This is a genomic window from Phyllobacterium sp. RCAM01083, assembly GCF_055685835.1.
Window position 1 is genome coordinate 110,481 of record NZ_JBVFZN010000005.1, and the last position, 25,144, is coordinate 135,624.

Here is a 25,144-nt window from a genome sequence, read left to right on the forward strand (position 1 = left end):
GGCCTGCTGCGGCCCTCGCGGCAGGCCATTCCAAGAGGGCAATAGCCATGCACAACACAGCCATACCCAACCGCCTTCCGGTCACGGTGCTCTCGGGCTTTCTCGGAGCCGGCAAGACCACTTTGCTCAATCATATTCTCAACAATCGCGAGGGGCGGCGTGTTGCCGTCATCGTCAACGATATGAGCGAGGTGAACATCGATGCCGCGCTTGTACGCGACGGCGGCGCCAATCTTTCGCGCACCGATGAACAATTGGTCGAAATGACCAATGGCTGCATCTGCTGCACCTTGCGCGATGACCTGCTGCAGGAGGTGGAAGCCCTGGCCAAGCAGGGACGTTTTGATTATCTCCTCATCGAGTCGACCGGCATTTCCGAGCCATTGCCGGTGGCCTCGACCTTCGATTTCCGTGATGAGAACGGCCGCAGCCTGTCCGATGTGGCAAAACTCGACACCATGGTGACCGTGGTCGACGCGGCGAATCTGCTGAAAGATTATGCCTCGGCGGATTTTCTGAAGGACCGGGGTGAATCGCTCGGCGATGCCGACAACCGTACGTTGGTGGATTTGCTTGTTGATCAGATCGAGTTTGCCGATGTCATCATCCTCAACAAGATTTCCGATTCGTCCCTGTACGACCGCGATCTGGCGCGCAAGATCATCCGCGCGCTCAACCCGGATGCAAAACTCATCGAGACGGATTTTGCCGACGTGCCGCTGGATGAGGTGCTCAATACCGGCCTGTTCGACTTCGACAAGGCGCAGGAGCATCCGCTCTGGTTCAAGGAACTGAACGGCTTTGCCGACCATGTGCCGGAGACCGAGGAATATGGCGTCCGTTCTTTCGTCTACCGGGAGAGGCGTCCGTTCGATCCGCAGAAGCTCCATGCCTTTCTCGACAGGAACTGGCCCGGTGTCATCCGCTCCAAGGGGTTCTTCTGGCTGGCGACACGGCCGGATTATGTCGGCGAACTCAGCCAGGCCGGTGCGCTGGTGCGGGCGGAAAAACGCGGCCTGTGGTGGTCGTCGATCCCGCGCAACCGCTGGCCGGAGCATCCGGAATGGCTGAAGTCCATGAAGCCCTACCTGCACAAGGTCTGGGGCGACCGGCGGCAGGAGATTGTCTTCATCGGCGTCGATCCGATGAATGAAGTGCACCTGCGGGCACAGCTCGACGCCTGTCTGGTCGACGCGGATGAGTTCACGCCGGGCAAGTGGGAAGACCTGTTCGACCCATTCCCAAGCTGGGTCCGGCAGGCCGCCTGATTTCGGCCGGATTGATAGGGTTATCGCTCGGGCACCGCACGACAGACACGACAATCATACCGCTGGGACATAGGCCAAATCCAGCGGGTCGTGTTGCCGGACGATGCTCCATTCCCGTCCCGGGGTCAGCCGGGGCGGGAATATTTTTGGTGGGGTCAGATATAGGCGGCGGTTTCGGTGGGCGAAATCCGCACCTTGCCGATGTTGCGGCCGTCCATTTCGACGATTTCATACGCGTAATCATCGACTTTCAGCTTTTCGCCCTGGGCGGGGATGTGGCCGAGATTCCACAGGATGTAACCGGCCAGCGTCGTGTAGCGGTCGCCGTCATCGACGAGGTCGCGTTCGATCAGGCCGCCGAGGCGGCGGATGTCGATATAGGCGTCCACCACCATGCTGCCGTCTTCCGACCGCTCGAGGATCGGGCTTTCCTCGCCTTCATCCGGGAAGTCGCCGGCAATGGCCTCAAGAATATCCGTCGGCGTGACCACGCCCTCGAATGAGCCGTGTTCGTCGAGAACAATCGCCATCTGCACCGTCGTGCCGCGCAATTGCTCCATCACGCGCAATACGTTGGCATTCTCGTGCAGGATCAAGGGCTGGCGGGTCACCTTGTCCCAATCGATCTTGCCGCCGTCGAGAATGGCGAACAGCAGGTCCTTGGTCAGGGCAACGCCGACGAATTCGTCGACCCGCCCGCGGGCCAGAACCACGCGGCTGTGGGAGAGCGTGCGGATTTCCGCCAGCAGTTCCTCGTTGGTCTCGTTGAGGTCGAGCCATTCGACCTCGTTGCGCGGCGACATGATGGAACGCACCGGCCGCTCGACCAGGTCGAGAACGCCGCGGATCATTTCCTTTTCTTCCGGGTGGAAGACTTCGCCCGCGGCCGTCTGCTCGGCGATCACATCCAGCGCATCCGAGTGATGGCTGGCATCGCCGGAGCGGCCGCCGCCCAGGAGGCGCAGCACCGCGCCAGCCGTGCGGTCACGCAGGTCCATCGAGGTGATGCGCTTGTCGCGGTTATGCCGTCCGACCTGATTGGCCGCTTCGATGAGGACGGAGAAACCGATGGCGGCGTAGAGGTAGCCCTTCGGAATATGGAAGCCGAAGCCTTCGACGATCAGGCTGAAACCGATCATCATGAGGAAGCCAAGGCAAAGGATGACGACGGTCGGATGACGGCTGACGAAGGCCATGAGCGGTCTGGACGCAAGCATCATGACGCCTACCGCCACGACAACGGCGATCATCATGACTTCCAGAGATTTGACCATGCCGACGGCGGTGATCACGCTGTCGAGCGAGAAGACAGCATCGAGCACGACGATCTGGGCGATGACCTGCCAGAAAACCGCATGGGCGACGTTGGATTCCTTGGCGGACATATGTCCTTCAAGACGCTCGTGCAGTTCCATCGTGCCCTTGAACAGCAGGAACAGACCGCCGATGATCAGGATGAGATCGCGCCCCGAGAAGCCGAAACCCGCCACGCTGAACAGCGGTGTCGTCAGTGTCACCACCCAGGAGATGGAGGCAAGCAGCGCCAGGCGCATGATCAGGGCGAGGGACAGGCCAACGATGCGCGCGCGGTTGCGCTGGCTCGGCGGCAGCTTGTCGGCAAGGATGGCGATAAACACGAGGTTGTCGATCCCGAGTACGATCTCGAGCACGATCAGCGTGGCGAGACCAATCCAGGCATTGGGGTCGGCAATCCATTCCATTGGGAAGTCGGTTCCTTCTAAGAGATGCGGGTCAGGGCGCGACATGACGTGCGGATGCGGCTGGAAAAGCCAGCGCAAATCCGCCCGCGATGCAGGCCAAATCGGATGTTGGGGAGAAAAACGGGAATTGTTGCTGACGCTGCACGGGCAGAGTCAGCTTGCTTCGCAAGTCCGGACTTGGAGGCTCTTCAGATTGTTCGTCCGGCATCGAGGCGCGGTCAGTCCCTGTTTGACTGGCGTCATGGGTGAAACTTACGGGTGCCAGATGCGCTTATAATGGCAGTCTGCACGGCCGCGTTCAAGAGGATGTGGCGAAAATTCGGCAGCGGAGCCGCAAATCCGCCTATCCGGCAAAGCCGCCTGCATCGAGGAATGCCTGTTCGTCCGCCGTGGATTTCCGCCCGAGAATGGCGTTGCGATGGGGAAAGCGGCCAAACCGGTGGATGATGTTGTAATGATCTTCAGCCCATTCGAGCTGGCTCGGGGCCGATGCGGTGTAAAGCTTCACGCAGCGCAATTGCTCGTCGATGTCTTCCGAATGCATGAAGGGCAGATAGAGAAAGCCGCGCACGGACGGCTCGAGGGCAAGATCGTGGCCTCTTTCCAGCGCCTCTCCGGCGTAATGACGCGCCAGCGAGTCCGTTGCATACATGTGGCCGGTGCCGCGAAAGCAATTGCGCGGGAACTGGTCGAGCAGGATCATCAGCGCCAGCGCACCGTCGGCGGTTTCGATCCAGTGGTCATAGTCGCGCCGGGCGGCGGCGAAATGCCTGTTGAGAAAGGTCTGGTGGAACGTTTCGTCGAACGCCGCATCCTTCTTGAACCAGGCGTCGGGTCCGGCCTTGCGCCAGAAGCCGACAATACCGTCGATGATGGCCTGATCGGTTTCAACCATTGCTTGTCCTTCCATGGTGCTTGCAATCAGTTTGCACTGTCGGCGGTTTGCGCCGCCGGCAGCACGCGGGCGGTTTCTTCGCTCAGAGCCCGGCCGGTTTGCCGTGGTTTGACCAGGGGGCCTGGCACCGGTGCGTTGCCCCTCATCAGATCGTTGCCGGCGCGGATGCCGCCGGCGAGCTGCAGGTCGAGGCGTTCCGCATCACGCTGGCGCACGTCGCCGATGATCTCCGCCGCTTCCTCGGGCGCAACGCCGAGGCCGATCAGCGTGTTCTCGCCAAATGACAGGGCCGATTCGAAGGTTTCGCGGATCTGGTACTCGACGCCGGCCTTGATCAGCGCCAGCGTGTTGCCGCGGTCGAAGGAGCGGGCATAGACCTGCACCAGCGGATATTCCGCCTTGATATGCTCGGCGATGGCGAGAATGGTGTCGGGCTTGTCGACGCAGATGAGGACGGCCTGCGCACGGCCGGCGCCTGCCGCATGCAGGATGTCGAGACGCGTGCCATCGCCGTAATAGACCTTGAAGCCGAATTCGGCTGCGGCCTGGATCATCTCGATATCATTGTCGATGATCGAGACATCGACGCCGCGCATCAGCAGCGGCTGACTGGCGATCTGCCCGAACCGGCCGAAACCGATGACGAGGACGCTGCCGGACAGCCCTTCCGCGACGTCGACACCATCCAGCGACTGCTTTTCGCGCGGCAGGATATAGCGCAGGCCGATGATGGCGATCGGGGTGAGCACCATGGAGATGATGATGATGGCCGTCAGCATGGCATTGGCGCGGCCATCGAGAATGCCGACCGACGTGGCGGTGGAATAGAGCACGAAGGCAAATTCGCCGCCCTGCGCCATCACGACGGCGCGCTCCAGCGCTTCCGTGTGGGACGAGCGCATCAGGCGGGCGACGATATAGATCGCGATGCCTTTCACCACCATGAAGGCGGCGACGTAGAACAGCACGCTGCGCCAGTTGGCGGTGACGACGCTCAGGTCCAGCGACATGCCGACGGCGAGAAAGAACAGCCCGAGCAGGATGCCGCGGAACGGTTCGACATCGGCTTCGAGCTGATGCCGGAAGGTGGATTCGGACAGGAGCACGCCGGCAAGGAAAGCGCCCATCGCCATGGAGAGGCCGCTGACCTGCATGACGAGCGCGGCACCGAGCACGACGAGGAGGGCGGCGGCAGTCATGACCTCGCGCGCCCGGGACTGGGCGAGGAAGCGGAAGAGGGGGTTGAGCAGATAACGGCCGGCCACGATGAGACCGACCACGGCGCCGACGCCGATGCCGATATCCATCCAGCGCAGGCCCGTCGGCGGCGCATCGGTGGCTGCGATCGGCGCAAGGAAGGCGACGAGCGCGAGAAGCGGCACGATGGCGAGGTCTTCCAGCAGCAGGATCGAGACCATGCGCTGGCCCTTGGTGCTTGATATCTCGCCGCGCTCCTCCAGCAGCTGCATGACGATGGCCGTCGAGGTCAGGACGAAACCGGCCCCGGCGACGAAGGATATGGCGACGGGAAAGCCGGTGGCGATGCCGACACCGGTCAGCAGCAGCGCACAGACACCCACCTGCAGAGCGCCAAGGCCGAAGATCTCCTTGCGCAGGCCCCAGAGGCGGGAAGGCTGCATTTCAAGGCCGATGATGAACAGGAACATGACGACGCCGAGTTCGGCGACGTGCAGGATCGTCTGCGGATCGGAGAAGAATTTGAGGCCGAATGGCCCGATCACCAGACCGGCGGCGAGATAGCCGAGGACGGAGCCAAGCCCGAGCCGCTTGAAGACGGGCACGGCGACGACGCCTGCGCCCAAAAGCACGACGGCACTGAGAAGGTCCGGTCCATGAAGCTCCGCTGCCATTGTATCTCCCGCCGTTGGTTGTGCTGCTGGTTACCAGAGGTAAAGCGCCGGGGGCTGGCAGGCAAGGGGGTGCGTGGTTCGACAAGCTCACCATGAGGGATGTGGAGGATTGCAGGGAGCTATATCCGGCAATGTTCGTCGTTGACGTTGCAACCAAACCACGTCCCTCATGGTGAGCTTGTCGAACCACGCACTGTGATCCTGCAACCATCACTGAATGATAACGGAAACGGGGTGGAACTCCGGCCTACAACCCCCACAGCCGCTTGGCGTTGCTGGAAAACAGCCTGGTCTTTTCGCTTTCACCGCATCCTGCGACCAGCGCGTGCGTGGCGGCGATCCACGTGGCAAGGCCGCCGCCCAGCGTGCAGACCGGCCAGTCGCTGCCCCAGACAATCCGGTCCCAGCCGAAACTGCCGATGACATGCTGCACATAGGGTTTGAGCGTCTCCGCGCGCCATGCCCCGTCGGCATAGGCGACGATGCCGGAAATCTTGGCGATGACGTTGGCGCGTCCGGCGATTTCGGTGATCTTGCCGCGCCAGGTGGCGAAATCATCGCCCTTGATGTCAGGCACGCCGCAATGATCGAGAATGAAGGTCACGTCGGGGGCAAGGTCGACCAGCGCGATGGCCCTGTCCATCTGGCGCGGCAGCACGCACAGATCAAAGGTCAGGCCCGATCCGCCCATACGCCGGATGTTCTCGCGGAACAGGGAACTTTCCGACAGATCGTCCGGCATGGTGTGCAGGATGCGGCGAAAACCCTTGACGAACGGGTTGGCCTGCTGGCGTTCAAGATAGGCGGCAAAACCGGCCTCTTCCGGGCGGCATGCGGCAATCGCCCCGGCAATCAGGTTGCCCTCCTGCTTCGCCAGGCTGGCGACGTAATCGATTTCGGTCTGGATTTCGGATGGGGTCACATCCACTTCCATGTGCAGTGCCCGGACTATTCCTGCCCGCTGCGCCTGCAGTGCATACTCGCCATAGAGAAAATCCCGGTTGAGCGCTTCGACGCCGGCAAGCCACGGATAATGCAGGGCCGACTGGTCGATGAGGTGAAGGTGTGTGTCGATGAACATGCCTGATCTGCTCCCGTTCACGCGTGGCGCACAACGCTGGAATGGATGACATCCGCGCCCGCAAGCTCGGAGAGTTTGTGTGCCGTCGTCACCAGCATTTCGCGCGCCTGATCGACGTCCGGGGCATCGGGGATGTTCAGGAGCTTGATATAGGGACAGGTCAGGGCCGCGATGGACCGGCCATCGGGGCCGAGAATCGGCGCGGATATATTGTAGACGCCCGCGGTCTGGGCGCTGGGCATGATTTCATAGCCGCGTGCGCGGATATGATCGAGCCGCTCGCGAAAATCCGCCGGCTGGGCAATGTCATCGGCATGTTTTTCATATTCGGCAATCATCATGGCGCGTTCCTCATCCGAGCGGAACGCCAGCAGCACGTGACCGGAGCCGGTATTGAAGAGGCTGATATGCGAGCCGACGCGGATGGAAATGCCCCAATAGTCCGGCGCCTCCTGCTGGGCGATGACGACCGCGGCGCCGCGGTCAAAGACGCTGAGCTGGTTGGCCTGCTTGGTCAGGACGGCAAGATCGCGCATCAGCGGCGTGGCATAGGAAGCGAGCCGGCGAACTGGCGCATGCAGCTGGGCGAGGCCGAACAGTTTCAGCGTCAGGGAGTAGCGGTCGCCTTCGAGCCGGGTGACATAGCCGCGCCGGACCAGCCGGTCGAGCATGCGGTAGAACTCATTGGGGCTACGGCCGAGATGCTTGGCAATTTCCGCCTGGGTAAGGCCGCCGTCAATGCCCGAAAGCAGTTCGAGAATGTCCAGTCCCTTGTCGAGTGCCGGGGCGCGATACCGGTCGCTGTCGTCTTCTTCCAACATGGTTGTCCCCCTCATTTCACTCAATGCATATACGAAGATTATCTTCATAGGAAAGCGTTTCCGCGCTTGACGGTCAAGCCTGTAAATGTTTGTATATGAATGACACGCCCATATATGGGTGAAGAAAAGTGCCGGGAGGCGGCACTCTGGATGTTGGGAGGAACTGCATGAAAAACCTGCTAGCCAGTGTTTCGGCCGGCGCTATCGCGCTGTTGAGCACAAGTTTTGCCTTTGGCGCCGAACTGCCGGGCAAATTCGCGGGCGTCACCATTGACGCCAAACTGATCGGCGGCCAGCAATATGAGCCGCTGTACGAGCGCATCGGTGAGTGGGAGAAGCTGACCGGCGCCAAGGTCAACATCCTGTCCAAGAAGAATCACTTCGAGCTCGACAAGGAGATCAAGTCGGATATCGCCTCGGGCAGTCTGAAATGGTGCGTCGGTTCGAACCATTCATCCTTCGCGCCGCAATACCCGAAGATCTATACGGATCTGACGGCGCTGATACCGGCGGCGGAAGTCGCGGCTTTCGTGCCGGCCAACATCAAGGCCTCGACGCTTGACGGCAAGCTGGTGATGCTGCCGCGCGCGCAGTTCGACGTTTCCGCGCTGTACTACCAGAAGAGCATCTATGCCGACGAAGCCAACAAGAAGGCGTTCAAGGCCAAGTATGGCTATGACCTGACGCCGCCCGATACCTGGCAGCAGGTGACGGACCAGGCGCTGTTCTTCACCAAGGCGCCGGATTTCTACGGCACGCAGTTTGCCGGCAAGGAAGAAGCGATCAATGGCCGCTTCTATGAAATGCTGGTCGCCGAGGGCGGCGAGTACATCGGCAAGGATGGCAAGCCCGCCTTCAACTCGGCCGCGGGCATCAAGGCGCTCGACTGGTTCGTCAATCTCTACAAGGCCAAGGCGGTTCCAGCGGGAACGACCAACTATCTGTGGGACGATCTTGGCCAGGGTTTTGCCTCCGGCTCCATCGCCATCAATCTGGACTGGCCGGGCTGGGCAAGCTTCTTCAACGATCCGAAGTCCTCGAAGGTTGCGGGCAATGTCGGTGTCAAAGTTCAGCCGGCGGGATCGTCCGGCAAGCGGACCGGCTGGTCCGGCAGCCATGGCTTCTCGGTCACGGAAGCCTGCGCCAACAAGGAAGCCGCCGCTTCGCTCGTCTGGTGGCTGACCAACGAAGACAGCCAGAAGCTGGAAGCGAAGGCCGGCCCGTTGCCGACGCGCACGGCGGTCTGGGCCTGGGATATAGAGCAGGCCAAGAGCGATCCGTACAAGACGGAAGTTCTGGCGGCTTTCCAGGAAGCGGCGAAGAATGCCTTCCCGGTTCCGCCGCTCGCCGAATGGATCGAGATTTCCAACGCTGTTTATCCGGAGCTGCAGGCTGCCATCCTCGGAGACAAGACCTCCAAGGAAGCGCTCGACACTGCTGCTCAGAAGGCAACCGATATCCTCAAGGATGCCGGCAAGCTTTGATGCGGTTGGGAGGCGGGGTGATGAATGTCACCCCCCTCTATCCTGCCGGACAGGGGGGTAACGCATGCGACCTACCCGAGAGCAGAGATTAAAAGGCCAATATCTCCGATGAAATTTCCCAAACTATCAGCACCGACGCTCCTGCTGCTGCCTGCCATTATCGTTCTGGCTGCGGTCATCGTCCTACCCCTGCTGTTTTCGCTCTACTCCAGCTTCACGCCGTTCCGGCTGACCAAACCCGAGACGATCTGGGTTCTCATCGGGTTCCGCAATTATATGAGCGCGCTGACGAGCCTGGAGTTCTGGACCGCGTTCGGACGGACCGTTCTCCTCCTGACCATCGCGCTCAACGCCGAAATGTTCCTTGGCCTTGGCCTTGCCATGCTGGTCAACAAGGCCACGCGCGGCCAGCGCCTGTTGCGCACGCTGATGATGTTCCCGATGATGTTCTCGCCGGTGCTCGTCGGCTTCCAGTTCAAGTTCCTGTTCAATGACAATATCGGCTTCGTCAACAATGTGCTGCAGTCGCTGGGGATAACCACATCGGCCATCCCGTGGCTGATCGACGGCAATCTGGCGCTGTTCTCGATCATTGTCGCGGAAATCTGGTCCTCGACCTCGGTCTTCGCCATCCTGATTCTGGCGGGCCTGCTCGCCATGCCGCAGGAGCCCGTGGAAGCCGCGCGGGTTGACGGCTGCACGCCGTGGCAGACCTTCCGCTATGTCACCTGGCCTTACCTCATGCCCTTCGCCATGATCGCCATGACCATCCGCTCGCTCGACGTGGCGCGCGCCTATGACATCGTCAAGATCATGACCGATGGCGGCCCAGCCAAACGCACGGAACTGTTGTGGACGCTGGTCGGCCGCACGGCCTACAGCGATGCGCGCATGGGCATGGCCAACGCCATGGCCTATATCTCGATCCTGCTTTCCATCCTGTTCACCGTGTATTTCTTCAGAAAGCTCGCCGCGGCGCGCCAGCAGATCGGAGCGGAGTGGTAAGATGGATCAGAACAACGCACATCGTCTCAAGCGTCGCGGCCTGAAAATCCTGCATCTGGTCGGCCTGTTCCTGGCCATGCTGGTCATCTGCCTGCCGGGGCTGTGGATCGTTCTCAATTCGCTCCGACCCACGGTGGAGATCATGGCCAAGCCGCCAGTGTGGATTCCGCAGGATATTTCGCTCGATGCCTACCGCTCCATGTTCGGCGGCGCCGGGCAGGGCGGCATTCCGGTCTGGGAGTATTTCCGCAATTCGCTGATCATCTCCATTACCTCCACCGTGATCGCGCTCATCATCGGCATGGCCGGCGGCTACGCCTTTGCCCGCTACAAGTTCAAGGGCAAGTCGGCGGTGTTCCTCGGCTTCATGCTGACGCGTGCGGTTCCCGGCATCGCGCTGTCGCTGCCGCTGTTCATGATTTTTGCCCGGCTCGGCATCATCGATACCCATTTTTCCATGATCCTGATCTATGTGGCCCTCAACGTGCCCTTCACCATCTGGCTGATCGACGGGTTCTTCCGCCAGGTGCCGAAGGATCTGGCCGAGGCCGCGCAGATCGACGGCTGCACGCGCTGGCAGGCATTCTGGCAGGTGGAGTTTCCGCTGGCGGGTCCGGGTATCGCCTCGGCAGGCATTTTCGCCTTCCTGACCTCGTGGAACGAATATGCGCTGGCGTCGCAGATCACCCGCTCGGTCAATTCGAAGACGCTTCCCGTGGGGCTGCTCGATTACACGTCGGAATTCACCATTGACTGGCGCGGCATGTGCGCGCTCGCCGTGGTCATGATCGTTCCGGCGCTGACCCTCACATTCATCATTCAAAAGCATCTGGTGTCCGGACTGACGTTCGGCGCGGTGAAAGGTTAAAGGCTCTACCCATGGCACCCGTAACCCTGAAAAAGCTGGTCAAGCGCTACGGCAATGTGGATGTCGTCCACGGCATTGATCTTGAGGTGAAGGACCGCGAATTCATCGCGCTGGTCGGACCGTCCGGCTGCGGCAAGTCGACGACGCTGCGCATGATTGCCGGGCTGGAAGACATCAGCGACGGCGTCATCGAAATCGGCGGCAAGCCGGTCAACGACCTGCCGCCGCGCGCCCGCAACATCTCGATGGTCTTCCAGTCCTATGCGCTCTATCCGCATATGACCGTGCGCGAGAACATGGGTTTTTCGCTGAAGATCGGCAAGGTGCAGCAGGCGGAGATCGACCAGCGCGTCAATGAAGCGGCTGCCATTCTCGATCTGGAAAAGTACATGGACCGCCGTCCGTCGCAGCTCTCCGGCGGCCAGCGCCAGCGCGTGGCCATGGGCCGCGCCATCGTGCGCAAGCCGGAAGTGTTCCTGTTCGATGAACCACTGTCCAACCTCGATGCCAAGCTGCGCACGCAGGTGCGCACAGAAATCAAGCGTCTGCACGCCAAGGTGCAGGCGACGATGATCTACGTGACCCACGATCAGGTGGAGGCCATGACGCTGTCCGACCGCATCGTCATCATGCGGGACGGCTATATCGAACAGGTCGGCACGCCGGAGGAAGTGTTCAAGCGTCCCGCCACGCGCTTTGTCGCCGGGTTCATCGGCTCGCCGCCGATGAACCTCAACGAGGCCACGGTCGATGGCGGCAGGCTGATATTGAAGGGCGGCCAGAGCCTGCCTTTGCCGCTCGAATTCCGCAACAAGGTTGTTGCGGGCGAAAAAGTCATCTTCGGCCTGCGTCCCGACGATATCTATCCGACCGGCCATGGCCTGAGTTCCGGCGAAGCAACCGACGTTCATGAACTGTCGCTGCCGGTCTCGATCACCGAACCGCTCGGCAACGAGACGCTGGTGTTCATCACGCTGGGCGAAAAGGAATGGGTATCGCGCATGCTCAATCCGCGCCCGCTCGCGGCGGGCGAAACGATCAAGCTGAGTTTCGACCTGTCGCAGGCGCATCTCTTCTCGGCTGAAACCGGCAAAACCCTGCGGAGCTGACCATGGCCAGAATTGAACGCGTCGAATTGCGGATGGTCGACCTGCCGCCGAAAGTGCTGCGGACCGATGCCATCCAGAGCTTTGTTTCGCAGGAAACGCCGATTGTCACGATCACCGACAGCGACGGTGCTGTGGGTACGGGGTACAGCTACACGATCGGCACCGGCGGCTCCTCGGTGATGCGCCTGCTCTCGGACCATCTGGTGCCGCGCCTGCTCGGCAGGGATGCCGACCAGATCGAGGCGATCTGGCGCGAGCTCGAGTTCGCCACCCACGCGACAACCATCGGTGCGATCACCGCGATTGCGCTCGCCGCCATCGATATCGCCCTGTGGGACCTGCGGGCGAAGAAACAGAACCTGCCTTTGTGGAAGCTGGCGGGCGGGGCAAAAGACCGCTGCCCGCTCTACACCACCGAAGGCGGCTGGCTGCATATCGAAAAGCAGGCGCTGGTGGATGATGCGCTGCAGGCGCAAGCCAAGGGTTTCAAGGGCGCCAAGGTGAAGATCGGCCGCCCGCACGGGTCGGAAGATCTCGACCGTCTGTCGGCGGTGCGCGCTGCGGTGGGTGCCGGTTTCGAGATCATGACCGATGCCAACCAGGGCTTTACGCTGGACGAGGCCATCAGGCGCTCGCAGGTGCTGCGCGATATTGACCTCGCCTGGCTGGAAGAGCCGCTGCCCGCCGACGACATCGACGGACATGTGCGCCTGTCCGCGGCGACGCAGACGCCGGTGGCCGTCGGCGAGTCGCTCTATTCGATCCGGCATTTCCGCGAATACATGCAGAAGCGCGCCTGTTCCATCGTGCAGGTGGATGTGGGCCGCATCGGCGGGATCACGCCCTGGCTGAAGGTGGCGCATACGGCGGAAAGTTTTGACATGCCGGTTTGCCCGCACTTCCTGATGGAGCTGCATGTCAGCCTCGCCTGCGCGGTGCAGAACGGCAGGTATGTCGAATATATCCCGCAGCTGGACGACCTGACACGCACGCAGATGCGCATCGAAGATGGCTACGCCATCGCGCCATCGGAACCCGGTATCGGCATCGATTGGGACTGGGATGCGGTGAAGGCACGCAGCATCGATGAATTCACCACGGAAATCCGGAGTTAGGCTGATGCAGCGCATGGGCATGATGATCGGACTGAAAGGTGACAAGGTGGCGGAATACAAGCGCCTGCACGCGGCTGTCTGGCCGGAAATCCTGGCGCTCATTTCAAGCTGCAACATCCGCAACTACACGATCTTCCTGCGCGAGCCGGAGAATATCCTGTTCGGGACGTGGGAATATCACGGCACGGATTTTGACGCGGATATGGCCCGCATGGCTGCCGATCCGAAAAACAAGGAATGGTGGGACGTCTGCATGCCGTGCCAGGTGCCGCTGGCAACGCGGGCGCCGGGCGAATGGTGGGCGATGATGGATGAAGTCTTCCATCTGGATTGAGGAATACAAATGAACAACCGTCCTTTCACCCCCCTCTGGGCTGCCGCCCATCTCCCCCACAAGGGGGGAGATCAGCCTGCATTGCCGTCTTCGCGAAAATTGAAACATTTCCTACTGTGCAAAGGTGTTGATGCCAATGTGATCTCCCCCCTTGTGGGGGAGATGCCCGGCAGGGCAGAGGGGGGTATCTGAAGCGTGCAAACACCTGCAAAATCCTTCAATCCATCCACCCTGCAGCAAAGCTGGCCGCTTCCGGCGACGCCGCGCCCTATCGTGACCTTCGGGGCGGGCAGCATTGTCGGCGATGCGCATTATCCGGCCTACCGGAAAGGTGGCTTTCCCATCGCCGGCCTGTTCGATCCCGATCAGGCGAAGGCCGCGAAAATTGCCGCTGAATGGAATGTGACTGCCTATGCGTCGGTGGTGGAAGCCGCAGCCGTGGAAAACGCCATCTTCGATCTGGCAACACCGCCCGCGCGCCATGCGGACGTGCTGAAAGCCCTGCCGGAGGGGTCCTTTGCCCTGATCCAGAAACCGATGGGCAGCGACCTTGTGCAAGCCTCGGAAATTCTTGCGATCTGCCGGGAGCGTAACATCACCGCTGCCGTCAATTTCCAGTTGCGGTTCGCCCCGATGATGCTGGCGCTGAAAGACGCGATCGCGCAGGGCTGGCTGGGCGAGGTGATCGATTTCGATGCCTGGCTGGCGCTCGACACGCCGTGGTCGCTGTGGCCGTTTCTCAACGGCCTGCCGCGCGTCGAGATCGCCATGCATTCGATCCACTACATCGATGTGATCCGTGAGATTCTCGGCAATCCGCTGGGCGTGCACGCGAAGACGCTGGGACATCCCGGCCACGCGGTGGCGCAGACGCGGACGAGCGCGATCCTGGACTATGGCGATCGGGTACGCTGCTCGCTGTCGATCAATCACGACCACAAATTCGGCCGCACATTCCAGGCCTGCGAGTTCCGCATCAGCGGCACCGAAGGCGCCGCCTATGTGAAGCTCGGGGTCAATCTCGACTATCCGCGCGGTGAACCGGACGCGCTGATGATCTATCCGAAGGGCGGCTCCGATTGGATCAATGTTCCGCTGCACGGCGCATGGTTCCCCGACGCCTTTGTCGGGCGCATGGCCAATCTGCAGCGCTTTGCCAGCGGCGAGGACAAGGCGCTGGTGAGTTCGGTCGAAGACGCGTGGCATACCATGGCGCTGGTCGAGGCCGCCTATCAATCAAGCGCGGCGCCGGCGACGCCGTTGGCGCGAAAGCCGGAGGCGTGAATGTCTGAACAGGCCATCTATTTCGAGGATTATGCCATCGGCCATGTGCGCACCACGACGGGCCGCACGATCACCGAAACCGATTTCGTCGTGCATGCGGGCCATACCGGGGATTTCTTCCCGCACCATATGGATGCCGAATTTGCCAAGACCACGCCGTTCGGCCAGCGGGTTGCGCATGGCACGATGATCTTTTCCATCGGTGTCGGCCTCACCGCCAGCCTGATCAATCCGGTGGCATTTTCCTATGGCTATGACCGTCTGCGATTCGTGCGGCCGGTCTTCATCGGCGACACGATCCGCACGCGCGTGACCATCAGCGCCAAGGAAGACGATCCGAAACGCCTCGGGAGCGGGCGCGTGGTCGAGCGCTGTGAAGTTCTCAATCAACGTGATGAAGTCGTGCTTGCGGCGGACCATATCCTGATCGCCGAGCGCAGAACAACTTGATATGACGGGCACCTCAATGTGCCAAATGGAGGTTTGAAATGACGGGTAAGCTTGCAGGCAAGCGGGTTTTGATCACAGCGGCAGGGCAGGGCATCGGCCGGGCTTCAGTGCTGGCTTTTGCGCGCGAAGGCGCGATCGTCCATGCCACTGACATCAACCAGCAATTGCTCGATGCGCTGCCGAAAGAGGCAGGGATCAAACCGCGCAAGCTGGATGTATTGAAAACCGAAGAGGTCAATCAGGTTGCAGGCGAGATCGGTCCGATTGACGTGCTCTTCAACTGCGCGGGGTTCGTCCATGGCGGTTCCATCCTGGAAATGCCCGATGCGGACCTGGATTTCGCCCTCGATCTGAATGTCCGGGCGATGATCCGCACGATCCGCGCCGTTCTGCCCGGCATGATCGAACGCGGCGATGGCGCGATCATCAACATGTCGTCGGTGGCCAGCAGCGTGAAGGGCGTGCCAAACCGTTTCGCCTATGGCGTTACCAAGGCGGCGGTGCTCGGCCTGACCAAATCGGTGGCGGCCGAATACATCACGCAGGGCATCCGCTGCAACGCGATCTGCCCCGGCACGGTGGAAAGCCCGTCGCTGGAACAGCGCATGCGCGCTGGCGGCGACTACGAAGCCGCGCGCGCGGCTTTCATTGCGCGCCAGCCGATGGGCCGTCTCGGCCTGCCGGAGGAAATTGCCGACCTTGCCGTCTATCTCGCCGGTGCGACCTACACGACGGGGCAGGCTTACAACATCGATGGCGGCTGGACCGTCTAGGAGACTTTGCCAATCCACCCTGATGGGCATCTGATGCGATTTTCTGCGCTTCCGGTGCTCATGGACGAAAATGTCCACTGCGCTCCGGTTCTCGAAAACCGCACCAGCTCCCTCATCAGGATGAATTGTCAGAAGCCTCCTCCCATGCAATCGGAAGGAACAGACGATGAAATTTCTACGTTATGGCGAACCGGGACAGGAAAAGCCTGGTGTGCTGGATGCCGAGGGGCACATCCGCGATCTCTCCGGCAAGGTGAACGATCTTGCCGGGGCCGTGCTCGACCCGGAAGCGCTGGCAAAATTGTCGGCGCTGGATGTGGAGAGCCTGCCTGCCGTTGAGGGCAATCCGCGCCTCGGCCCCTGCGTTGCCGGAACCGGAAAATTCATCTGCATCGGCCTCAACTATGCCGACCACGCGGCGGAATCCGGCATGGCCGTGCCGCCGGAGCCGGTGATTTTCATGAAGGCCACATCGGCGATATCAGGGCCGAATGACGATCTGGTCATTCCGCGCGGTTCTGAGAAGACCGACTGGGAAGTCGAGCTCGGCATCGTCATCGGCCGCACGGCAAAATATGTCGGCGAAGCCGAGGCGCTGGATTATGTCGCGGGGTACTGCACCGTGCACGATGTCAGCGAGCGCGCCTTCCAGACGGAGCGGGCAGGGCAATGGACCAAGGGCAAATCCTGCGACACGTTCGGTCCGACCGGCCCCTGGCTGGTGACGAAAGATGAAGTGGCCGACCCGCAGAACCTCGGCATGTGGCTGAAGGTGAATGGTGAGACGATGCAGAACGGCTCGACCCGGACCATGGTCTACGGCGTTGCCTTCCTCGTCTCCTATCTCAGCCAGTTCATGTCGCTGCATCCCGGCGACATCATCTCGACCGGGACGCCGCCCGGCGTCGGCATGGGCATGAAGCCGCCGCGCTACCTCAAGGCAGGTGACGTGATCGAGCTCGGCATTGACGGCCTTGGCACCCAGAAACAGGTGGCACGCGCCGACGTCTAACGCGTGCTGACCCGCAACATTATTCAAGAGGCATATTGTGACCCGCATTACCGATCTTCGCGTCTTCGACGTCCGCTTTCCCACCTCGCAGAGCCTGGATGGATCGGACGCCATGAACCCGGACCCGGATTATTCCGCCGCCTATGTCATCCTCGATACGGACAACAAGGCTTTGTCCGGCCATGGGCTGACCTTCACCATCGGTCGCGGCAATGAAATCTGCTGCCTGGCGATTGAAGCGATGAAGCATCTCGTCGTCGGGCTGGAACTGGACTGGGTGAAGGAAAATCCCGGCCGTTTCTGGCACTTCATCACCGGCGACAGCCAGTTGCGCTGGATCGGGCCCGACAAGGGCGCGATGCATCTGGCGACGGGCGCGGTGGTCAATGCGGTCTGGGACTTGCTTGCCAAGGAGGCGGGCAAGCCGGTCTGGCAGCTGGTCGGCGAGATGACGCCGGAAGAAATCGTCGATATCGTCGACTTCCGCTACCTCACCGACGTGCTGACGCGCGAGGAAGCGCTCGCTATCCTGCGCAAGGCGGAGAACGGCAAGAAGGAGCGGATCGCCGCGCTGCAGGCGGAAGGCTATCCCTGCTATACCACATCGGCGGGCTGGCTCGGCTATTCCGACGAAAAGCTGCGCCGTCTCTGTCAGGAAGCGGTCGACGCCGGTTTCAACCACATCAAGATGAAGGTCGGCCGCGATCTTGAAGACGATATCCGCCGCCTGACCATTGCCCGCGAGGTGATCGGGCCGGACCGTATCCTGATGATCGATGCGAACCAGGTCTGGGAAGTGGGCGAGGCCATCGACTGGGTCAACAAGCTTGCCTTCGTCAAGCCGTTCTTCATCGAGGAGCCGACCAGCCCGGATGACGTGGCGGGCCACCGCAAGATCCGGCAGGCAATCAAGCCTGTGAAGGTCGCGACCGGCGAGATGTGCCAGAACCGCATCATGTTCAAGCAGTTCATCGCCGAAGGCGCCATCGATGTGGTGCAGATCGATTCGTGCCGGATGGGCGGCCTCAATGAAGTGCTCGCCGTGCTGCTGATCGCCGCCAAATATGAACTGCCTGTCTGGCCGCATGCGGGCGGTGTCGGCCTGTGCGAATATGTGCAGCATCTGTCGATGATCGACTACATCGCCGTGTCGGGGACGAAGGAGGGGCGGGTGATCGAATATGTCGACCATCTGCACGAACATTTTGTCGATCCCTGCAACATCCGGGATGCCGCTTATATGCCGCCGTCGCTGCCGGGTTTCTCGATTGAAATGAAACAGGCGTCGATCGAGGAATATCTCCACCGGCCATAGAAAAGGGGCGGGGCTTCATCAGTCTGACAAAGAGCTGTCCTATGGCGGTTGCATCGTCTTCTCTCGTCACGGGGTTCCCATGCTCGACCTGATCAAGCCTTCGCTTGCCCGCTTTGCCGCCAGCCTGCATCCGGAACCGCCGGTGCATCTCGGCCGGCGCTACAACGGCGCGGGCGTCTTTCAGCCGGAACCCGGCAATACGGTGGTCTGCCATCTGGTGAAGGGCTCCGAGTCGGAAGCCTCGGTCATTGCCGTGCGCGACCGGATGCTGGCGATGCCCGATGCCGGCCAACTGGCCTTTACCCCCGTCTCCAGCCTGCACATGACGCTGTTTCAGGGCATTATCGAATATCGCCGCCGCCCGTCCTATTGGCCGGATGATGTTCCACTGGAGACAAGCATCGACGACATGACGCGGCTTTATGTGGATCGCCTGCAGGATTTCGAGGGATGCGGGCCGTTCAACGTCGAGGTGATCGACGTCACGCCCGCGGGCCTGACGGTGGCCGGTGCGAGCGAATATGACGAGCGCATCATGCGCGCCTGGCGCGACGAACTGGCCGTGCCGTTCGGTTACCGGCATCCTGATCACGACACCTATGTCTTCCACATCACGCTGGCCTATCCGATCGCGCGGTTCCCGGACGAAAGGCTCGGGGCCTGGCAGGAACTTCTGGATGATTGCCTAGCATTCATCCGGCGTGAATCGCCGGTCATTGCGTTGAATCCGCCCGCATTCTGCAGTTTTGCCGATATGAATCATTTCGAGGAACTGGTGGTTCTGGATTGAATCAGAGGCCGTTTGATCGCCAATCTGCGACATAGTGTACACGCGCCCGGCGTGTCGTCTTACGTAAATGCGATGTCGTTTCCGCACCTATTCTTTTTGGGTGCCGGATGCTTTTATCGGGGCACTTGAGGTGCCGCTTTTCTAGGGAAGCGGAGAATTGGGAAGCCGGTCGGAAACCCGGCGCTGCCCCCGCAACGGTAGTGGAGTGAAACACGGCATAACAGCCACTGGGTCACAACCCCGGGAAGGCGTCGTGACAGCCGATACGGCAACTCCAGAGCCCGGAAACCAGCCTCGGTACCAAAAACCGACTGATCGCGGTGGGCGATCAAGGAGCATGATTCTGTGCGGGCACCAGCCGGTGGCTGGCCGTGCAGGCGTTCTTCCTCCGTCACCACCAGTCAGTTCTTTCGCAACATCGAGGCGAGGACACGACATGGATATACGCAACGAACTGCTCCGGAACCTGAGAAACCGGAAACCCGGCTACGGCCTTGAACAGTCTTTCTATTCCGATCCGGATTATTTCCGGCTGGATATGGAGAACATCTTTTATCGCGACTGGCTGTTCATCGGCCATGATTGCGAAGTCGCCAAGCCCGGCAACTTCTTCACGGTGCAGGTCGGCGACTATCCCGTGGTCATCGTGCGCGACCGCCAGGGCCAGATCCGGGCTTTTCACAATTCCTGCCGCCATCGCGGCTCGCGCGTCTGCTCAGCCGAGCGCGGCACGTCGGCCAAGCTCGTCTGCCCCTATCACCAGTGGACCTACGAGCTCGACGGGCGCCTGCTGTTCGCCCGCCAGATGGGCGATGATTTCGACGCCAGCCAGCACAGCCTGAAGCCGGTGCAGTGCGAAAGCGTCGGCGGTTACATCTTCATCTGCCTGGCGCAGAATCCTGTCGATTTCAGCGCGACGCGCGCACTGATCGAACCCTATCTCGCGCCGCACCACCTCACCGAAACCAAGGTCGCCTATCAGAGCACCATCGTCGAAAAGGGCAACTGGAAGCTGGTCTGGGAAAACAACCGCGAGTGCTATCACTGCGTGGCCAATCATCCCGAGCTGTGCAAGACCTTCCCGGAAGCGCCGAGCGTGAGCGGTGTCCAGGGCGCCGCAGACGATCCGGAAATTGCCGCGCATTGGCAGCGTTGCGAAGCGGCAGGCCTGCCCAGCATTTTCCGCATGTCCGATGACGGCCAGTACCGCGCCACCCGTGTGCCGCTGCTGCGCGATGCGGAAAGCTATACGATGAGCGGGCGCCGCGCCGTCGGCCGGCAGCTCAGCGACAGTGTCAACGAGAAGCAGATCGGCTCGCTGCTGCTGTTCCATTACCCGACCACCTGGAACCATATCCTCGGCGACCATGCCATTTCCTTCCGGGTGCTGCCGCTCGGCCCGGATGAAACGCAGGTCACCACCAAATGGCTGGTGCATAAGGATGCGGTCGAGGGCGTGGATTACACCATCGAGGAACTGACGCATGTCTGGCTCGAGACCAATGACCAGGACCGCCGGATCGTCGAGGAAAACGCCTTCGGCATCCGCTCGCCCGCCTACGAGCCCGGACCCTATTCGCCCGAGCATGAAGGCGGCGTGCTGCAATTCCTCGAATGGTACTGCAGGTTCATGGAAGAGCGTCTCTCCGGCGGCGATACGCGGCTCAGCAAGGTAGCATAGGTACACAATGAACATGGGCGTTCCTCAGTCTTACCCGCACCTCGACCAGATGCAGCCATGGAATGACCGGCTGCATCTGCTGGAGTGTCTGTCGATCATCGAGGAAGCGCCGAATGTGAAGACCTTCACATTCCGTTCCGACAACCAGAACTGGTTCCGCTATGAGCCGGGCCAGTTCATGACCTTCGAGCTGCCGGTGCAGCCCGAAGCCGTCCTGCGCACCTATACGCTCTCCTCCAGCCCGTCACGGCCCTTCACCATCGCCGTGACGGTCAAGGCGCAGGAGAACAGCATCGGCACCCGCTGGATGCTGGATCATCTGACCCCCGGCATGCGGCTGAAGGCCTTCGGTCCGCTCGGCGATTTCTCCATGCGCAGGCATCCGGGGGAAAAGTACCTGTTCATCTCGGCCGGGTCCGGCATCACGCCGATGATGTCGATGACCCGCTGGATGCATGATTGCGCCCCGCAGAGCGATATCAGCTTCGTCACCTGCGCCCGCCGGCCCAGCGACATCATTTTCCGCCGGGAACTGGAATATCTGACAAACTGCATGCCCAACCTGAAACTGTCGTTCCTGATCAAGGAACACGAGATGGGGCAGGTGTGGACCGGTATCCGCGGGCGGCTGGAAGCGCCCAAGCTGCCGCTGCTGTCGCCGGATTTCAAGGACAGGACGATCTTCTGCTGCGGTCCGGAAGGTTTCATGCGCGATGTGCGCGGCATGCTTGAAGCCAGTGGTTTCGACATGGCGCACTATCATCAGGAAAGCTTCGGCCCGGCTGCCGAACCCGTCCTGCCCGCATTCGATGTGATGTCCACCGACGCCGTGGAAGCGTCGGCGACGATCACCTTTTCCATGTCGGGCATGGACGTGCCGTGCATGCCGGGAGATACGATCCTCAAGGCGGCGCGCGGCGCCGGTATCCGCATTGCGGCGGCCTGCGAATCCGGCCTGTGCGGCACGTGCAAGGTGATGAAACTCTCGGGCAAGTCCGAAATGGATCACAATGGCGGTATTCTCGACGAGGAAATCGACGAGGGATTTGTCCTCGCCTGCTGCACGAAACCGCTCGGCAATGTGGAGATCGAAGCCTGAGCGCCGCCTTTTTGAGGTATACTTCGTTCTCAAGTGCAGGCAATAACTGGCGGTGAAGGCTCGCATTGCGATTGTGCGTGGTTCGACAAGCTCACCGTGAGGGAGAGGGTTGGGCTGCAATGCTTAGTCACAAGGATTGCAGGATATGACTCCCTGAAGTCCTCATCCTCCCTCATGGTGAGCTTGTCGAACCACGCACCCTTAAAAAATGCCTGTGCTTAGAACACCACGGTCTTGTGGCCGTTGAGCATGACGCGGGATTCGAGGTGCTTCTTGACGGCACGGGCGAGCACCCGGCTCTCGATATCGCGGCCGGTGGCGACAAAGTCCTCGGCGCTCATGGCATGGCTGACCCGCTCGGTCTCCTGTTCGATGATCGGGCCCTCGTCGAGGTCGGGCGTGACATAATGCGCCGTCGCGCCGATCAGCTTCACCCCGCGCTCGAACGCCTGGTGATAGGGCTTTGCCCCCTTGAAGCTCGGCAGGAATGAATGGTGGATGTTGATCACCTTGCCGAACAGCCGTTTTGACAGGTTGTCCGACAGCACCTGCATGTAGCGGGCGAGGATGACGAGATCGGCGCCGGTGTCCTTGACGATCTTCAGCAGCGCCTCCTCCTGCGCCGTCTTGTTGTCCTTCGACACGGGCAGCACGTGGTAGGGGATGCCCTCATGCTCGGCAAAGCGGCGGCTGTCCTCGTGGTTGGAGACGATGGCGGCCACTTCCGCATCGAGCCAGCCGACCTTGATCTGGTAGAACAGGTGCAACAGCGCATGGTCGAACTTCGACACCATGATGACGATCTTCGGCTTCTTGGCCTGGTCGATCAGCGTGGTCTTCATGCCGAAGCGCTCGATGGCTGGCTTCAGCGCCCGCTCGACATCGTCCTTGGAGGTTTCTTCCGAGGCGGCAAAGGCGATGCGCATGAAGAAGCGGTTGGTCTGGCGGTCCCAGAACTGGTTGCTCTCGGCGATATTGGCATCCAGCGCCGCCAGCTCCGTCGTCACCGATGCCACGATCCCCGGCTTGTCTTCGCACGACAGGGTGAGGACGAAACCGTGCGTATAATCAGACGGCTGACGGGTGACGGGCGAGGTGGGGGACTGATGATCCATCGGTTCAAACTCCAGGAAGCTCTTTGAGAAAACGGTCCAGTTCGTCATGCGGAATTCCGACCACATGTTCGGCTGCCGGATAGTTTTTTGCGTGCACGTCTGCGACAAACTCGGAAAAGGCTGCGACCCTTTCCTGCTGCAGGCGGTCATATTCGGCGGAAAAGTTGCGGTAGGTCTTGGCATGGCGCGGATAATGGCCGCGGTTCGATCCAAGAATATCCTCGGCGAAGAGATATTGCGCATCGCAGCCGGCGCCTGCGCCCATGGAAATCATGAACAGCGGGGTGCGCTCGGAAATGGCGGTTGCAACCGCCACCGGCACCACCTCGATTTCGGCGGCAAACGCCCCGGCCTCTTCCAGTGCCTTGGTCTGGCGCCAGATATCGAGCGCGCTTTGCGCCGTCTTGCCGACAGCTTTGAAGCCGCCGGTCCAGGTCGCCTTTGACGGGATCAGGCCGACGTGGCCGCAGACAGGAATGCCTTCATCGCGCATGCGCCGGATGGTGGACAGGCTGGCCGCGCAATAGACCGCATCGCCGCCCGCACGCAAGACGGAAAAGGCGGCACGCACATAATCCTCCGCCGTGGCGAAATCGCCATATTCAAGCCCGGGAATGGTGAAACAGGATGGCGCGGCATCGCGGAAAGCGGGAGAGAGCAGCGCCGGCGGCACGGAAAGAATATCGACCCGCGCGCGCTCGGCGGCTTCCGCCTCCTCAAGCGTTTCGACCCGCAGCATGGTCAGCTGGCGACGGCCCTTCATTGCGAGAATGTCCGCCACCGTGGGGCGTTTGCTGGTCATGGTGTCTCCGTCCGTTTCAGGCTGCGAGCAGCGATTTGAGTTTGATGTCCGGGGCGGCAAGATGAGCCTGATCAGGACAGGCGCTGCGGGCAATCAGCATTTCCGCCAGCCTTATATCCCGGGCGACGCTGTTGCCGGGACCAATGCCGCTGGCAGCGACAAGGCGTCCATCCGCCGCGAGATGGAACAGGATGAACGCGCCGTCGCCGAGATCCCGGCGGATTGTCCGGGCACCTTCGTCGGCAAGCCCGGCGACCTGCAGCCCCAACTCGTACTGATCGGACCAGAACCATGGAACGGCGAGATGCGGCTCGCAAAGCCCAAGCATGTTGCGGGCGGCGAGCGTGCCCTGTTCCTGCGCATTGCGCCATGCTTCCAGCCGCACCTGGCGACAGCCATAGAGGGCAAGCGGAAACGTACAGCAATCGCCAGCAGCAAAAATATCGGGGTCTCTCGTCTGCAGATGCGCATTGACGAGGATGCCGTTGGCGGTTTCAAGACCGGCTGCCTCGGCGAGCGCCGTTACCGGTAGGGCGCCGATGCCGATGACGGCGAGGTCCGCGTCAAGCTTTTCACCATCGGCAAGCGTCATGGTGATGCCGTTGTCCCGGTCGGTGATCGCTGCAATGGCAACGCCGCAGCGGATGAGAACGCCTTCCCGCCGGTGGCGTGCCGCGATGACTGCGGCGATTTCCTCCGGTACGCCGCGCATCAGAATGCGCGCCTGGGTTTCGAGCACGGTCACCACGGCGCCGCGCTGGCGCGCACTGGCCGCAAGTTCAAGGCCGATGAAGCCGCCGCCGACAATGACAATGTGTGCGCCCGGCTGAAGGTGCGCCCGGATGGCCAGTGCGTCGTCATAGCTGCGCAGACAGGTGCAATGCCTGCTTGCCGCCGCCAGCGGCAGCGGGCGGGGGACGGCACCCGTCGCGAGCAGCAGCCGGTCATAGGCAAGACGTTTGCCACCGGCGAAGATGACGTCCTTCGCTTCCCGGTCTATTCCAATCGCGGTCGTGCCGGCAACGAAGCGGATGTCCTGTTCGGCGAACCGGTCCTCTCCCGCGATGGTTCTGGCGAGGGGATGCTCCGGTGAAATCATGGCGTCCTTGGACAAAGGCGGCCGTTCATAGGGAAGGTGTTTTTCCGCGCCGATCAGCGTGACCGGCCCGGCATATCCGTTCTCCCGCAGCGCGAAGGCGGCGCGGGCGCCGCATTCGCCGCCGCCGATGATGACCATACCGGCGGTCATCG

23 protein-coding genes and 1 riboswitch are annotated in these 25,144 nt (G+C 61.5%); of the genes, 15 read left to right on the top strand and 8 right to left on the bottom strand.

All coding sequences use genetic code 11. The features are described from left to right. Positions 1-62 precede the first annotated feature (62 nt). Entirely contained in the window at positions 63-1,268 is a 1,206-nt protein-coding gene (gene zigA / locus ACZ25R_RS07265) for a zinc metallochaperone GTPase ZigA (RefSeq protein ID WP_472462453.1), read from the top strand. 155 nt (positions 1,269-1,423) lie between these two features. Here the strand turns inward: zigA and ACZ25R_RS07270 are convergent, their stop codons facing one another. The 5 genes from ACZ25R_RS07270 to ACZ25R_RS07290 form a co-directional block, all read right to left on the bottom strand. Beyond that, entirely contained in the window at positions 1,424-3,034 is a 1,611-nt protein-coding gene (locus ACZ25R_RS07270; protein WP_472460582.1) for a TerC family protein, read from the bottom strand. A gap of 298 nt (positions 3,035-3,332) precedes the next feature. Beyond that, entirely contained in the window at positions 3,333-3,884 is a 552-nt protein-coding gene (locus ACZ25R_RS07275) for a DUF924 family protein (protein ID WP_472460583.1), read from the bottom strand. Between the two features lie 26 nt (positions 3,885-3,910). Then, positions 3,911-5,755 carry a monovalent cation:proton antiporter-2 (CPA2) family protein gene (locus ACZ25R_RS07280; protein ID WP_472460584.1) on the bottom strand — a complete coding sequence of 615 codons (1,845 nt, stop codon included), beginning with the start codon at positions 5,753-5,755 and terminating at the stop codon, positions 3,911-3,913. A gap of 247 nt (positions 5,756-6,002) precedes the next feature. Next, entirely contained in the window at positions 6,003-6,836 is an 834-nt protein-coding gene (locus tag ACZ25R_RS07285; RefSeq protein ID WP_472460585.1) for an amidohydrolase family protein, read from the bottom strand. A 17-nt stretch (positions 6,837-6,853) separates the two neighbouring features. After that, positions 6,854-7,657, bottom strand: a complete 804-nt coding sequence (locus tag ACZ25R_RS07290; RefSeq protein WP_374042760.1) for an IclR family transcriptional regulator — start codon at positions 7,655-7,657, stop codon at positions 6,854-6,856. 167 nt (positions 7,658-7,824) lie between these two features. Here ACZ25R_RS07290 and ACZ25R_RS07295 point away from each other — a divergent pair, with 167 nt between their 5' ends. The 14 genes from ACZ25R_RS07295 (at position 7,825) to ACZ25R_RS07360 (ending at position 21,976) form a co-directional block, all read left to right on the top strand. Continuing rightward, entirely contained in the window at positions 7,825-9,141 is a 1,317-nt protein-coding gene (locus ACZ25R_RS07295; RefSeq protein WP_464661421.1) for an ABC transporter substrate-binding protein, read from the top strand. Positions 9,142-9,249: 108 nt separating this feature from the next. Continuing rightward, the gene (locus tag ACZ25R_RS07300; protein WP_288194393.1) at positions 9,250-10,146 is read left to right on the top strand and encodes a carbohydrate ABC transporter permease; all 897 of its coding nucleotides are present in this window, start codon (positions 9,250-9,252) and stop codon (positions 10,144-10,146) included. Between the two features lies 1 nt (position 10,147). Next, the gene (locus ACZ25R_RS07305; protein WP_464661420.1) at positions 10,148-11,014 is read left to right on the top strand and encodes a carbohydrate ABC transporter permease; all 867 of its coding nucleotides are present in this window, start codon (positions 10,148-10,150) and stop codon (positions 11,012-11,014) included. Positions 11,015-11,025: 11 nt separating this feature from the next. After that, the gene (locus tag ACZ25R_RS07310) at positions 11,026-12,123 is read left to right on the top strand and encodes an ABC transporter ATP-binding protein (protein WP_472460586.1); all 1,098 of its coding nucleotides are present in this window, start codon (positions 11,026-11,028) and stop codon (positions 12,121-12,123) included. 2 nt (positions 12,124-12,125) lie between these two features. After that, entirely contained in the window at positions 12,126-13,238 is a 1,113-nt protein-coding gene (locus ACZ25R_RS07315; protein ID WP_472460587.1) for a mandelate racemase/muconate lactonizing enzyme family protein, read from the top strand. A 4-nt stretch (positions 13,239-13,242) separates the two neighbouring features. Continuing rightward, complete coding sequence (locus ACZ25R_RS07320; RefSeq protein ID WP_472460588.1) at positions 13,243-13,572, top strand: L-rhamnose mutarotase; 330 nt, start codon at positions 13,243-13,245, stop codon at positions 13,570-13,572. 195 nt (positions 13,573-13,767) lie between these two features. Continuing rightward, positions 13,768-14,856 (top strand): Gfo/Idh/MocA family protein, encoded by a 1,089-nt coding sequence (locus tag ACZ25R_RS07325; RefSeq protein ID WP_472460589.1) that lies wholly within the window; start codon positions 13,768-13,770, stop codon positions 14,854-14,856. Further along, positions 14,857-15,306, top strand: a complete 450-nt coding sequence (locus ACZ25R_RS07330) for a MaoC family dehydratase (protein ID WP_472460590.1) — start codon at positions 14,857-14,859, stop codon at positions 15,304-15,306. Positions 15,307-15,344: 38 nt separating this feature from the next. Continuing rightward, the gene (locus tag ACZ25R_RS07335) at positions 15,345-16,079 is read left to right on the top strand and encodes an SDR family oxidoreductase (RefSeq protein ID WP_105731930.1); all 735 of its coding nucleotides are present in this window, start codon (positions 15,345-15,347) and stop codon (positions 16,077-16,079) included. A 166-nt stretch (positions 16,080-16,245) separates the two neighbouring features. Beyond that, a complete protein-coding gene (locus tag ACZ25R_RS07340; protein WP_472460591.1) occupies positions 16,246-17,091 on the top strand; it encodes a fumarylacetoacetate hydrolase family protein in 846 nt (281 codons plus the stop codon). Between the two features lie 37 nt (positions 17,092-17,128). Then, positions 17,129-18,406, top strand: a complete 1,278-nt coding sequence (locus ACZ25R_RS07345) for an L-fuconate dehydratase (RefSeq protein WP_472460592.1) — start codon at positions 17,129-17,131, stop codon at positions 18,404-18,406. A gap of 79 nt (positions 18,407-18,485) precedes the next feature. Beyond that, entirely contained in the window at positions 18,486-19,196 is a 711-nt protein-coding gene (locus ACZ25R_RS07350) for a DUF1868 domain-containing protein (protein WP_464661414.1), read from the top strand. 111 nt (positions 19,197-19,307) lie between these two features. Then, positions 19,308-19,507: riboswitch (cobalamin riboswitch) on the top strand. A gap of 125 nt (positions 19,508-19,632) precedes the next feature. Continuing rightward, the gene (locus ACZ25R_RS07355) at positions 19,633-20,877 is read left to right on the top strand and encodes an aromatic ring-hydroxylating oxygenase subunit alpha (protein WP_288193477.1); all 1,245 of its coding nucleotides are present in this window, start codon (positions 19,633-19,635) and stop codon (positions 20,875-20,877) included. 7 nt (positions 20,878-20,884) lie between these two features. Next, positions 20,885-21,976 (top strand): FAD-binding oxidoreductase, encoded by a 1,092-nt coding sequence (locus ACZ25R_RS07360; protein ID WP_223612483.1) that lies wholly within the window; start codon positions 20,885-20,887, stop codon positions 21,974-21,976. A 218-nt stretch (positions 21,977-22,194) separates the two neighbouring features. Here the strand turns inward: ACZ25R_RS07360 and purU are convergent, their stop codons facing one another. From purU to ACZ25R_RS07375, 3 genes are read right to left on the bottom strand one after another with little or no spacing between them, the layout of a single operon-like run. Beyond that, positions 22,195-23,091 (bottom strand): formyltetrahydrofolate deformylase, encoded by an 897-nt coding sequence (purU, locus tag ACZ25R_RS07365; RefSeq protein WP_346307385.1) that lies wholly within the window; start codon positions 23,089-23,091, stop codon positions 22,195-22,197. A 4-nt stretch (positions 23,092-23,095) separates the two neighbouring features. Further along, complete coding sequence (locus tag ACZ25R_RS07370) at positions 23,096-23,893, bottom strand: 3-methyl-2-oxobutanoate hydroxymethyltransferase (protein WP_472460593.1); 798 nt, start codon at positions 23,891-23,893, stop codon at positions 23,096-23,098. A 16-nt stretch (positions 23,894-23,909) separates the two neighbouring features. Beyond that, entirely contained in the window at positions 23,910-25,142 is a 1,233-nt protein-coding gene (locus tag ACZ25R_RS07375; protein WP_472460594.1) for an NAD(P)/FAD-dependent oxidoreductase, read from the bottom strand. Positions 25,143-25,144 lie beyond the last annotated feature (2 nt).